Origin of the sequence: Pelistega indica (assembly GCF_000506865.1) — a bacterium.
Taxonomy (GTDB): Bacteria; Pseudomonadota; Gammaproteobacteria; order Burkholderiales; family Burkholderiaceae_B; genus Taylorella; species Taylorella indica.
The window spans coordinates 1-13,990 of the sequence record NZ_AYSV01000115.1 but is presented as its reverse complement, the minus strand read 5'-3'; the positions used below and the strand labels follow the sequence as shown (position 1 = coordinate 13,990).

The following is a 13,990-nucleotide window of genomic DNA, read 5'->3' as shown; positions in this document are numbered from 1 at the left end:
ATTCAACCAGATACTTCCTTTGGTTGGGGTCAAAGCAGATGCGATAGAGGGGTCTGTATGGAATGGATTAAAAACAGGAGATTTTACCTTTACTTCACCAAGTATAGAGGTTCATGCAAAAGATGTTTATATAGATGCCAAATGGTCTGAATTATGGGATAAAAGAGCATATATTAATGCAATTGAAGTGGGTGATTTACAGGTTAAATTACTCCCCACAGAGCAGCGGCAGACCAGTGGTGATGCACCCTTTTCCTTACCAAAGTTACCAGTAGATATTGATGTTGACAAGCTAAAGCTAGGTAAATTTACTTTGATTCAGGCGGATGGTAGTCAGCTTCCCATTGGGCTGGGTAATTTAGAATTAAGTGGCGTACAGTGGAATGGTAAAAATGCGGCTATTAATTTAAATAGCTTAGAAATTACTCATGATTACTCAACCACGTTGTTGGATGGTTATCTAAAACTTTTAGATATGAACAACTCAGATATTCCTTTGGATTTGGTGTTAAATACTCATAATAACACAGGGAATACATTGTCTCCCTTATGTTTAAGTCCTAGTATTAAGGCCGCTATTGAAGCTAAAAAAGATAATATTGAATGCCATTTGGATTTAGGTCTTAAAGCCAATGGGACATTGAAAAATTTAGCGTTAGCACTGAAAGGATCAGCAGATGAGGTTGATTTAAGTGCAGATGGTCGTGTTAATTTATTTGCCCCATTGATTTTAGAACAATTAAAAGCAACATTTGAAATTGCAGAAGGTTTGCATGTTAAGACCGATGTGCATTCAGAAATGGTGGATGATAAGGTTCAACATTTAACCGCTGATGTGTCTGTTGATGGCGCAGATTTACAAAAAATTATGCCGAATTCAAAAGTAGCAGCTACAGCTCATTTTGAGACTAAGGCGACTGGCTTTGAACAATGGCAAACAGTATTGTTGCAAGCTCAATTAGCAGAGGGAAGTCGTTGGAATAGTCAACCAGCTCAAGGAACGGTAGATATTGCTTTAGATTTAAATCAAATGTTTACCCCTGCTGCGGTGGCTGATGGTGCTGAACAAACAGAGCAAATGCAGGGGTGGGCGCTAGAGGATTTACAGCTCGAAAAAGCGAATATTAATCTCACGATAGGCAAAAATAGCATTATCACCGATGGTAGATTAGGACAGGCGAATGATGTATTCACAGTGAAAGCGAATTTGCCTGAGTTATCGCAACTATACCCCAATGTAGGAGAAGCGGCACAAGTAGAAGCAAGGCTTAAGGGTAGTCTGCGTCATCATCAATTAGAGGCTAATGGCGTTTATACACCCGGTAAAACCCAAGAGTTAGGTGATGCACCTATTCGTTTTAGTTTAGCGGGAGATAGTCAGCTAACTCATATTCTCCAAGATTTACACTGGAAAGGAGATTTGACTCGTTTAACAGTCAAGCACGCTAATTATGAACTAGAAACTGATGGTAATTTGCAGGCAGAAGTGATTACCAAACCGACATTAACTTGGCAAGCTGGTGAGGCACTTATTCATTTAAAACAGCCTAATGGTAAAGTGACGACAATTCATCATCTTGCCTCATCGCAAAAAGAAGGTAATATCAGCTCAAAAGGTGAAGTGAAAGACTTAGCCATTGAGAATAGTACCTATGATGCGAATTGGGATTTTAATAAAAATCCCCAAATGAATGCGCAGCTTCATCTTGTCCGTCAAGGTGGTGAAGAGCCTAAACCTTTACAAAAAAATCCTTTTGCTAATCTCAAAGACCTTACTATAGATCTTAAACCAACAGACACCGCAGATGTTTACACAGTGGTGGCTAATGGCAGTGGTGAAAAAACAGTTATTGACAGTAAAGTTATTTTAGATTTAAACAAACCATTAGTGCTTAATGATGGGATATTTGATATTCAGCTATCTGACGGGACCTTGTTAAAAGGACATGCCACTATTCAAAACAGTAGTGAGCAAAATGGTTTAATAGATATAGATTTAACCACCAAGCATTTTGATTTAGGCAAATGGAGCTTTGGTGCAACACCACCCGCTATTTTAAATGGTGATATCAAAGGCAAGATTAATCTATCAGCAGATAATCAGTTGGTGAATGCGACAATTAATGCTCAGTTTGATGATACGAGTCGTTGGAACAAGCAATTACTCAAAGGGAAGGTCGACCTCGTTGTACATCAAAAAGAGACAACGGCGGATACGACTGAACATAATAACAGTAAAGGTTTTAACCCAAAATTATATTGGGCAGAGAAAGCGAATATTAACCTTGTCATTGGTAAGAACCATATCATCACCGATGGGGCATTTGGTAAGGCTGGGGATGTATTAACGTTAGATATCAATGCACCTATCTTTGAACAAATCTATCCGGGGCTATCTGGTGGCGCAATGGCTAAGGGACTACTCAAAGGTTCAATTGAACAGCATGCCTTAGATGTGAATGCTAGTTATGTGGCAAAAGGGGTGCTTTCACCTAAAAATCCAGAGTATATGACCGCGAAATTGATAGGTGACGGTGGTTGGAAAACGCTCGAACAAGGCAAAGAAGGTTGGTCTGGCAAGATTACCACCCTAGGAGCGAGTTATCAAGGTTTTGCGCTTGAGCAACCACAGACCTTAACGCTTAGTGTTGTGCCTGCGGGTGAAAATGGACAACCTGAATGGCAAGTCGGTCAATCTACCTTGAAATTGACGTTGCCCGGTAACCATTATGTGGATATACAACAACTTGGCTCTACAGGTAAAAATGGCGAATGGACGACTAAAGGGGAAATCAAAGGTTTTGTTATTGATAAGAAATTTTTAGATCAGTTGGATAAATTACTTGGACAAAGTGAGAGTCAGAGTGAAAACCAACGTGGCGGGATTATTGTGAGAGAAAAAAATCCTGTAAAAGTTTCTCAGCTAATTTTTGATGCAGACTGGGATATTGGTTTTAAGAAAAGTTTGCAAGGCCATGCCAATATTGTTCGTCGTTCAGGAGATTTAGTTCTTCCTTTAAAGCAACCATTGCCATTAGGGCTGAATAACTTAAGTTTAAAAGCCACGTTTAATCCAACAGGTGGATCAAATAGTACGATGAAAGCACAACTACTTTTTGATACCAATGATAAAGGTAATGCTAAAGTGACGGTGGAAACTAAGTTCAATGGCTTAACACCTAATCTGAAAGGAGGCACTCAGCTAAAAGCCGTAGGCTCTATGAAAGAAATTGCTTGGGCATCTGTCTTTACCGATGATCTTTTGTCTCTAGGTGGTGCTGTTGATTTTGATGTGAGTTTAAAGTCCTTAGCTAATGGTCAATGGCATTCATCCGGTTATTTGAATGGACGAGACCTAAAAATCATTGAGGCTGAAAATGGCATTCGTTTGTTAAACGGTACGGCAAAAATTAATTTTGCTAATAATAAGGTACAAATTGATCAATTTTACTTTCCTTCGGTGATTCGTATTACGCCTAAAGAGTGGCGTACCCGTCAATGGATTGAAGAAAATCCTCCTGCTCAGAACGGTAGTTTAAGTGCAACGGGACAATGGGATATTGCCTCCTCCAAAGGGAGTATTGCTCTCTTGTTTGACCATTATCCTATTATTCAACGAGCGGATCGTTTTGCGATGATGAGTGGCAATATCACTATTGGGGCTAATTTACCTAAAATACAGTTAGAGGGTAAATTAACTGCTGATGCAGGATGGGCAAGCGTTGATATTAGTGACGGTGTGCCAGCTGTAGATGGTGATGTGATTGTGCTTAAGCCGGGACAGAAAGTATTACAGCAAGAACAGTCCAACTCTTCTGAAAATATGGAGATGAATTTGACCGTTGATTTAGGTCCTCGTTTTTACCTAGTAGGGTTGGGATTGAACTCTGGTTTGGTGGGATCACTTACCTTGGTACAGCATCATGGCAAATTAACGGCTGAGGGTCAGTTCCGAACACGTGGTGGTGCGATTGAAGCCTATGGTCAACGTTTACAAATTGCACGTGGTGATATTTCATTTGGAGGAAATATTACTAATCCAACCTTGAATATTGAGGCTGTTCGTCGTGGCTTAGATGTTGAGGCAGGTTTGCGAGTGATTGGGACGGCAAAAAAACCAAAAATTACCTTGGTATCCTATCCTGAAGTAAGTGAAGTAGAGAAATTGTCTTGGTTGATTATGGGACGAGGACCTGATAGTAGTGGTGCTGACTTAGCATTATTATTCTCTGTGGGCAGTTCATTATTAGGTGGAGAGGAGCCTTTTTATCGCCAAATTGGTATTGATGAAATTGGTGTGCGTGGTGGTACTGTAGGTGAAGCAAATAATATTTTACCTAAACGTACTGTTGCAGATAGTACAGCCTATAATGGTTATGATGAGAGTAACCAGCTATTTTATGCAACCAAAAAATTTGGTGATGCATGGACAGTGAGTGTAGAGCAGGCCTTAACAGGAAGTGGTACTGTTGTTCGTGGTAGTTATAAACTACTAAAACATTTAACGGCTAACGTTAAAGCAGGGACAATTAATGGCTTAGAACTCTTGTATAAGAGAGTATTTAAAGATTAATAAATTTGAAACTAGGTATCTGTCACTAACTATTGCAAATACAGTTAAAATACCTGCATTATTTTTAATGAGAAAAGAGCATGAGCATAAAAAATGATCGTTGGATTCGTGAGCAAGCAGCAAAAGGGATGATTGACCCATTTGAACCCGGACAAGTACGTAGTGTGAATGATCAGAAAATCGTTAGCTATGGTACGAGTAGCTATGGTTATGACGTGCGTTGTGCAAGAGAATTCAAAATTTTTACTAATATCAATTCGACCATTGTTGATCCTAAGCAATTTGATGAAAAATCGTTTATCGATTTTGAAGGGGACGTGTGTATTATTCCTCCTAACTCCTTTGCACTGGCGAGAACAGTCGAATATTTCCGCATTCCAAGAGATGTATTAACGATTTGCTTGGGTAAGAGTACCTATGCACGATGTGGGATTATTGTGAATGTGACACCGCTTGAGCCAGAATGGGAAGGGCATGTCACCTTAGAGTTTTCGAATACAACCCCATTACCTGCCAAAATTTATGCAAATGAAGGATGTGCACAGTTCCTCTTTATTGGAGGCAACGAAGTATGTGAAACATCTTATAAAGATCGTGGCGGTAAATATCAAGGACAACAAGGCGTAACGTTACCACGTACATAATATATGTATTAATAATACGTCAGGTTAGTTGCTCATATGTTAGACGGTTATGAAGTAGTCAGAGCAGCGAATCAAACTAAAAAAGAGTTGTTAATAAACGTGTATTAATAATGGCGTATATTAAGGCGTGAATACGACTAATTATTGGAGTGAAGAATGAAGTTTCGTTTCCCTATTGTGATTATTGATGAGGACTATCGCGCAGAAAGTGCCTCTGGTTTGGGTATTCGTGCCTTAGCCGAAGCGATTGAAGAAGAAGGTGTAGAGGTTCTTGCTGTCACAAGTTATGGTGACTTAAGTTCATTCGCACAGCAACAAAGTCGTGCTAGTGCATTTATTTTATCCATTGATGATGAAGAATTTGACGTGGATTCTCCAGAAGATGTCGCCCAAGCCATTAAGAATTTACGCCAATTTATCGGTGAGTTACGTTTCCGTAATGCGGATATCCCTATTTATTTATATGGTGAAACACGTACTTCGCAGCATATTCCAAATGATATTCTTCGTGAGTTGCATGGCTTTATCCATATGTTTGAGGATACGCCTGAGTTTGTGGCAAGACATATTATTCGTGAAGCGAAAAGCTATCTTGATACCTTAGCGCCACCATTTTTCCGTGAATTAGTGAAATATGCTCAAGATGGTTCTTATTCATGGCATTGCCCTGGTCACTCAGGCGGGGTAGCGTTTTTAAAAAGCCCAGTAGGCCAAATGTTCCACCAGTTTTTTGGTGAGAATATGTTGCGAGCTGACGTCTGTAATGCGGTAGAAGAGCTTGGACAATTATTAGACCATACAGGTCCAGTGGCAGAGTCAGAACGAAATGCGGCACGTATTTTTCATGCGGATCACTGTTATTTCGTGACAAATGGTACCTCGACATCTAATAAGATTGTTTGGCACGCCAATGTGGGGGCAGGAGATGTCGTGCTTGTGGATCGTAACTGTCACAAGTCTATCCTACATGCCATTACCATGATTGGTGCTATTCCTGTATTCTTACGCCCAACACGCAATAATCTTGGGATTATTGGACCTATTCCGTTGGAAGAGTTTGAACCAGAAAATATTCGTAAAAAAATTGAGGCTAACCCATTTGCTCGTGAAGCCGTCAATAAAAATCCACGTATTTTGACCTTGACGCAAAGCACTTATGACGGCGTCATTTATAACGTTGAAATGATTAAAGAAAAATTGGGTAGCATGGTAGATACCTTGCATTTTGATGAGGCGTGGATTCCTCATGCGGCATTCCATGAGTTTTATCAAAATATGCATGCGATTGGTGAAGGGCGCCCTCGTCATAAAGATTCAGTGGTATTTGCGACTCACTCAACGCATAAACTATTGGCGGGTATTTCGCAAGCGTCACAAATTATTGTCCAAGAGTCGGAAAATCGTAAGTTAGATCGCAATATTTTCAATGAAGCTTTCTTGATGCATACCTCAACATCACCACAATATGCGATTATTGCCTCATGTGATGTCGCGGCAGCCATGATGGAGCCTCCGGGTGGAACAGCCTTAGTAGAAGAGAGCATCAAAGAGGCATTAGACTTCCGACGTGCTATGCGTAAGGTAGCTTCCGAATATGGACGTGATGATTGGTGGTTCAAAGTATGGGGGCCTAACCGTCTCGCAAGTGAAGACATTGGTACCCAAGAAGATTGGTTCTTGGAGTCAGATGCCGAGTGGCATGGCTTTGGTAAGCTTGCCGAGGGCTTTAATATGTTAGACCCAATTAAGGCAACCATTATTACCCCGGGTTTGGATGTGTCAGGTAACTTTGCTGAACGTGGTATTCCGGCGTCACTTGTGAGTAAATATCTAGCAGAGCATGGTATTGTGGTTGAGAAAACAGGTCTTTATTCATTCTTTATCATGTTCACAATTGGTATTACAAAAGGGCGTTGGAATACCTTACTGACTTCTTTACAACAATTTAAAGATGATTATGATCGTAATCATCCGCTATGGCGTGTGATGCCAGATTTTTGTAAAGCTTTCCCACAATACGAGCGTATGGGGCTTGCTAATCTATGTCAGATGGTACATCAAGCTTATCATGAGCATGATGTGGCACGCCTCACGACAGAGGTTTACCTCAGTGATATGGTACCTGCGCTAAAACCATCGGATGCGTTTAATCGTATGGCACACCGTAAAGTCGAGCGTGTTAGCATTGATGACTTAGAGGGCAGAGTGACAGGCGTATTACTCACGCCATATCCTCCGGGCATCCCATTATTGATTCCCGGAGAGCGTTTTAATAAAACAATCGTTCAATATTTACAATTTGCACGTAAGTTTAATGAACAATTCCCTGGGTTTGAAACATTTATCCATGGTTTAGGTAGTGAAACCTTAGCAGATGGATCAATACGTTTATACGTTGATTGCTTAATAGATGAATAATACGTGAAAACGTTTGATGTAATCATTATAGGCGCAGGAGCGGCAGGCATGATGTGTGCCGCTCAGGCAGGTTTGCACGGGCTCTCTGTCTGCTTGATTGACCATGCACAGAAGCTTGGTGAAAAAATACGTATCAGTGGCGGTGGACGCTGTAACTTCACCAATAGTGGAGCAACGTGGGAGAATTATGTTTCACAAAATCCACGCTTTGCACGCTATGCCTTGACCGACTATACCCCCGATGATTTTTTGGCATTGCTTGCCGAGTATAAGGTAGCGTGGCATGAAAAACATAAGGAGCAGTTATTTTGCAATGATAGTAGTCAGCAGATTATTGATGTCCTTTATAACGAATGTGTACGAGCCAAGGTGTGTTGGCAGATGCCTTGCACAGTGAATGCTATAGACAAACAAGAAAACCATTTCTTAATCCAGACAAATAAGGGAGATTTTCAGTCACGAACGTTAGTCATTGCTACAGGAGGCATGGCAGCTCCTCCCATTGGCGCCACGGATTTTGGCTTAAAAATTGCTCGACAGTTTGGTCATAAGATTATAGAGCCTAGACCTGCACTTGTTCCCTTAGTATTTGATGGAGAGTATTGGCAAGCTTATAGCCATTTAGCCGGCGTATCGCTTGAGGCGTGCCTATCTACAGGTTTAGATAAAAAAGCCACAAGATTTGTAGAGGATATCCTATTTACGCATAAAGGATTATCTGGGCCGGGCGTGCTACAAATTTCCTCTTATTGGGATGGCAGTAGCCCTTTATACATTGATTTATTACCTCAAATTGATATTGAAAATATTCTTTTGACAAATAAGGCGGGTAGCAAACAACAATTACAAACACTCTTAAGTGACTATTTACCTAAGCGCCTAGTCCTACATATCTTACACATGCTAGGCATCTCGGAGCAACAAAAATGGGCGGAAGTCCCCGATAAATTACTCCGACAAGTAGCCACATACATTAAACAATGGCAAATCACGCCTAAAGGCACCGCAGGCTACAAAAAGGCAGAGGCAATGCGAGGTGGAGTCTGTGTAGATGAACTCGATCAGAAGACCATGACAAAGCAAGAAAACATCAGGACTATATTTTATCGGTGAAGTAATGGATATCACAGGTTGGTTAGGTGGTTATAACTTCCAATGGGCATGGTCCAGCGCCTATGTTTGTGCGAAGAGCTTGAGTAATAGCTTTACAAAATAGCAACTTAATAAATGTTAATTTGTATCTTTTATGCAACAAAAAAGATACGCTATTTCCCTGTTCATTAAGTATTTTTTTAGGTTTTTAATAAAAAGCTTTTATTAATCAAAGGGTTATTTTTTTTTTTGTGAGTAATTTTCCATACAGAATATTAAAAAACACTTATTAATCAATTGGTTATTTGATTTTTTAATGGTTTGTTTTAGAAATTCAGCAAAAACTTAACAATTCTTAACTTTTAGGGGATAAAGAAATATGTTAGAAGTTTTGTAACCCATAGAAATAATTATAAAGAGGGTATAGCAAATTTGTTGTAAATTTTTCAACCTAATAATTGACACTAAACTGTAGGATTTTTCCATGAATAAGATTTATCAATCAAAGTATTGTGCCAAAACAGGTACGTATGTTGCTGTATCAGAGTTAACACATACCAAAAGAAAAACAAAAAATAGTGTTTTTGCTCAATCATTACTTGCCATTGTATTGGGTGTAAGTGGTTCTAGTGTATGGGCGGCACAATGTGCCAAATTAGCTGCTTGGAAAGGTGGTACATGTGAGATTTATGAGAATTTAAATTATACCAATCCTGTCGCATGGGGGTCTATTGTTTCTGCACAGGGTGATACTAGAACAGATGCGGTTAAAACGGTTGTTAAGAGTGCTACTGATACTAGCTTGGGTGATTTCATCGCGGTTTCTAATACATCCTCATCATCTGCTGACTATGGTAGTACAGGATTTATGGTAAGTACTGGATCGTTAACTGCAAATACTTTATCAGTGAAATTAACACCAGAATCAGGGAAGTTGGTCAGAACTTTTGGGGCGACAGCATGGCGGGGGGGGGGAAATTACGGCTAAAAACCTTTTTGCAGATATTACTTTCGCACGAGAAAGTACTGGTGTGCGTGGTCCTATCGAATCTTATGCTGTGCAAGTAGGGACAGCTCAGACAGGTGAGGATAATTTAGCCACACAGACATCGAAGATAACGGTAGAAAATGCTGATTTAACCATTACCAATACTGCAAATACACATATTAATTACTCTGGAACTGTATTTGGTTTTCCTATTTCAGGACCTTATGGTGTGTATCAACTCTCTGGTATTCGTGTGATTCGTAATGAAGCATTAACAGGCTCTAATGCTATTTTTGAGTCAACAGGAAAGGTAACTATTAATGCCTTTGATAGTAGCACATCAAATACAGGAACTTATATTAATGGGATTTATGTTTCAGGGGTTGATAATAAAGTATTGTTAAATGACTCAGATATTACTATTGGTAAGTCAGGTAGTGATTCTTCTGCATTAAAAATTGGTAAGTTACGTCAGACAGGGACTGGAGGGTCGGATATTTTTTCGAAAGGCAATATGCTATTAGATACAACAGCCGAAAGTAAAGCTGTGACTGTACGATTATTGGGAGATAATTCAAGATTAATTGCCAATACGGATACTAGTAGTGGGACTTTTAAGTCAGCAGGTATTGCGATTGATTATTCTTCTACTGACGTTGGTGCGACAGCAGCATCACAGAATCAGCAAGTATTATTAAAAAATACACAAATTACCACATTAAATGAGAGCAATAGTGTCGAGAATGTTTTACCGTTAATCAATGTAAATGCAGGCACGACATCTAAGATAACCACGGCACTCTTCGAATTAAATGGAGATAATAGTAGTGCACAAGCATCTAGCTATGGTTGGCTAATGGATGTAAAAAGGAATGCTACCTTAACAGTCAATAATACTGATAAAGGTGTTATGACTGGTTTGACAAATATCGCATTAAATAGCACAGGTAGTACGCCAAATGCCTCTCAATTAACAGCAAACTTAGATAATGGTTTTACGTGGAATTTAAATAAAAAACAGGCAATAGGGGCGACTACTGAGTCAACAGTATCAACATTAACCAATTTAAATCTTAGCAATCAAGCTGTACTAAACGGTGCTTATGATGCGGCTGGTAATAATAACTACACCGTTAAAGCATTATTAGTAGATGGGTCAATGGGAACGGTAAGCAGTGATAATGGTATTGTGACGCTTAAAAATGCTCAAGATACAGACAAGCTAACCATTGACGGTAACTACAATGGTACAAATGGTGCTAGCTTAGTATTGGATACGCAGTTAAATGATGATTCTACTGATGTGGGAGGTTCATCTAAAACGGACTTTTTGCATATCACAGGAAACTCAACAGGACAAACAGAAGTTGAGGTTAATAATACAACTGGTTTAGGAGCACATACTCAAAAAGGTATTCGTGTTATTCAAGTCGATGGCACATCTACAGGTTCTACAGATCAAACGTTTAATACAGGTAGTTTTGTATTAAAACAAAATCCTAACTTGAAAGGTATTTTCCAAAATGCCCGATTGGTCGCGGCTGGTGGTGCCGATAAGCAGAAATGGGGCTATGGATTGTTTTATGGTAGCCAAGCACCAGTGAATTTTGTGGACTCATTAACAAAACGTAGTGTGCTTAATGGAAATGCCATCCCAGCAGGGATTGCATTGACAGCAGAAGAAGAGAAAAGCTGGTTCTTGCGTAGTGTTGGATGTGTAGATGGTTCTCATACTGTGGGAGCAGGATCTAATGCAGCTGAAGATGGTTTAGGTTGTATTACGCCTGATGTTATTACGGTTGATACAGGAGCGAGTGTTACGGCTCATGCAGGGACTAATGATGCTGGGAATGTAGAAGGTGCTGGCGATAGCGATACTATCACAGTCAAAGGAGCTGTTGCTGGTGGTGTCTATGGTGGTAATGCTGGTTTAGATGATAGTGCGGCTGAAGATGCGGGTGATAAGATTATCATTACGGATGGGGCAACTGTCGGTGGTGTTGTCAATGGTCAAAAAGGTGATGATGAGATTACGATCAACCAGACAGCGACTGTTACCGGTAATGTGCTAGGTGAAGATGGTGATGATACAGTAGAGTGGGCAGATAGCTCAAGTATCGGTGGTATGGATTTAGGCACTGGCTCTGACTTAGCCAATGTATCTTCTACAAAATACTCAGGCGATCAAACCTTACTATTAGATGGTGGTGATGATACATTAGCGAGTGATGGTTGGGTGGATACCCTTAATCTCAATAATGTTAATGTAGCGACCAATGGCGATAAGCTTAAAAATTGGGAAATTATTAATCTTAACGGTAGCACAGCCTTAGATTTATCAGGTGACTTAGTAACAGGTAAAGAAAAAGGAGTTGCCTTTAGAGGGACTACGGTTAATTCAGGGTTAACGATTGGTGCTAACGCTATTCTTGCTACAAAAGGTAATGTCAATATTACTGGCGATGTGTATAACAATAATATCATTGATATGAATAAGGACAGTACATTACGCCATGCCACCTTAACGATTGATGGTGATTATACAGCAGGACCAAAAGCTCTCTTAAAAATGAATACACTCTGGAATGCACCCGGTGATATTGAAATTGAGGGTGGCAATGACTCAGTATCAGATGTATTGCATATTAAAGGCAAGGCATCAGGTATCACAAAAGTTGTTCCTATTGCCTTAGATGGTACAGAAAATTTCATTGACGGTGATGTGAACTTGAGCAACGTAACGGCGAATTCTAAGGTGGTAACGAATGAGGAGCCAGTGTCGTTGGTGTATCCGAAAGTGACGTTAAATGGGATTAAGAAGACCACTAGAACGACAATCAATACTTTACCTGTGGTGATTGTCGATCAAGGTAATGTAACAGGTCAAGCTAATTTTATTGGTATAGCAGATACAGCAGGTGCCGGTGAAGTACTTTTAACTTACCAAGATAAAGATACAGGTGTTCGTAATTATTATTGGACGACTACCTTAGAAGATACTGAGACAAGTTATCAATGGGTGCCGTTAACTCCGGGAACAGTGACGCCACCAGTCACTCCGCCGAAACCACCGGTGACACCAGTACCTATTTATAAACATCCAGTGTCTGGTGTGGTTCAGATGCCTCAGGTAAATATGGAACAAGGTTTTGCGATGATTGGGACTCTGCATGAGCGTAGAGGAGATGGTGCCACAATGGCTTGGGATTCTTGCGGTTGTATTGCCGAAAATGCCAAGGGTCAAGTGTGGGGTCGTATGTTTGGAAAACACCTTGAATTAGATGGGCGTAATCGTTTCAATCTTGAACAAAATACCTATGGTTTCCAGTTTGGGCATGATTTCAATTTAACGTATAACCCTGAGACTAAGGCAATAACGTCTACAGGTGCATTCTTAACATATGCACATACAGATGCGAAGTTTTATGATGAGTATAGATTTGATCGTGATCGTTATGAAAAAGGCTTGGGTATAGGAGTGGCTGCGGATAAGTTAACTGGTAGCGGTAAGTCTGATGCTGTTAGCTTAGGTCTAAGTCATACACGATATGCGAAGAATGGCTCTTATGTGGATTTAGTGGGTAACGTTTCATACATCCATAATAAATACAAACCACGTTATGCTGATTCAGTCGGTCAAAACGGTTATGGTGTAGCCCTATCTGCTGAGGCAGGTCGTCCATGGGCTATTAATGATACAAATTGGGTGATTGAACCACAAGCACAGCTTATGTATCAGATGCTTCATTTAAATAGCTTCAAGATGGATAAAGCAACTACTGTAGATAGTGGTAATTATCATGCCTTAAGAGGACGGATTGGTGCTCGTTTAATGCATTATGGTGATGCTAATAAGGATAAATATACTGAAACAGCTTATTTAACAGCGAATATTTATCATGATTTTATAAGTCCTAAATCAGTAAGAATTGGTACTGATAATATTCGTGAAAAATATAACCGTACATGGTGGGAAGTAGGTGCCGGTGTTCAATTACCCGTAACGACTAAAACACAAGTTTATGGTGATGTACGTTACGAGCACAGCTTTGGGGGTACAAAACGTGCCGGCTATAAGGGTTCTATCGGCATAAAATATAGTTGGAAATAATCTGACCAGCAACAGTCCCTGCGGACTGTTGAGCGCAGATTATTTCTGAGCCACTTACTAGTGGCGAAGTGGGGTAGCGAAGCGGAGAATCTGACCAGCAACAGTCCCTGCGGACTGTTGAGCGCAGATTATTTCTGAGCCACTTACTAGTGGCGAAGTGCTGA

5 protein-coding genes and 1 pseudogene are annotated in these 13,990 nt (G+C 40.1%); all 6 read left to right on the top strand.

What is annotated here, in order from left to right; all coding sequences use genetic code 11:
* The first annotated feature begins 19 nt into the window (after positions 1 to 19).
* Entirely contained in the window at positions 20 to 4,573 is a 4,554-nt protein-coding gene (locus V757_RS27685) for a translocation/assembly module TamB domain-containing protein (RefSeq protein WP_023952677.1), read from the top strand.
* An 80-nt stretch (positions 4,574 to 4,653) separates the two neighbouring features.
* Complete coding sequence (dcd, locus tag V757_RS25490; RefSeq protein WP_023952674.1) at positions 4,654 to 5,217, top strand: dCTP deaminase; 564 nt, start codon at positions 4,654 to 4,656, stop codon at positions 5,215 to 5,217.
* 156 nt (positions 5,218 to 5,373) lie between these two features.
* Complete coding sequence (locus V757_RS25485; protein WP_023952673.1) at positions 5,374 to 7,635, top strand: arginine/lysine/ornithine decarboxylase; 2,262 nt, start codon at positions 5,374 to 5,376, stop codon at positions 7,633 to 7,635.
* Between the two features lie 48 nt (positions 7,636 to 7,683).
* Positions 7,684 to 8,851 (top strand): annotated as a pseudogene (locus V757_RS25480) (BaiN/RdsA family NAD(P)/FAD-dependent oxidoreductase).
* A gap of 360 nt (positions 8,852 to 9,211) precedes the next feature.
* Positions 9,212 to 9,715 carry an ESPR domain-containing protein gene (locus tag V757_RS25475; RefSeq protein WP_023952671.1) on the top strand — a complete coding sequence of 168 codons (504 nt, stop codon included), beginning with the start codon at positions 9,212 to 9,214 and terminating at the stop codon, positions 9,713 to 9,715.
* The gene (locus V757_RS27680; RefSeq protein ID WP_147628877.1) at positions 9,675 to 13,826 is read left to right on the top strand and encodes an autotransporter outer membrane beta-barrel domain-containing protein; all 4,152 of its coding nucleotides are present in this window, start codon (positions 9,675 to 9,677) and stop codon (positions 13,824 to 13,826) included. The genes V757_RS25475 and V757_RS27680 overlap by 41 nt, the downstream gene beginning before the upstream one ends.
* The last annotated feature ends 164 nt before the right edge of the window (positions 13,827 to 13,990 follow it).

What these genes read in the sequence shown, in the direction of transcription:
- V757_RS25475 (WP_023952671.1), top strand. Translation starts at nt 9,212, where the DNA reads ATGAATAAGATTTATCAATCAAAGTATTGTGCCAAAACAGGTACGTAT.
- dcd (WP_023952674.1), top strand. Translation starts at nt 4,654, where the DNA reads ATGAGCATAAAAAATGATCGTTGGATTCGTGAGCAAGCAGCAAAAGGG.
- V757_RS25485 (WP_023952673.1), top strand. Translation starts at nt 5,374, where the DNA reads ATGAAGTTTCGTTTCCCTATTGTGATTATTGATGAGGACTATCGCGCA.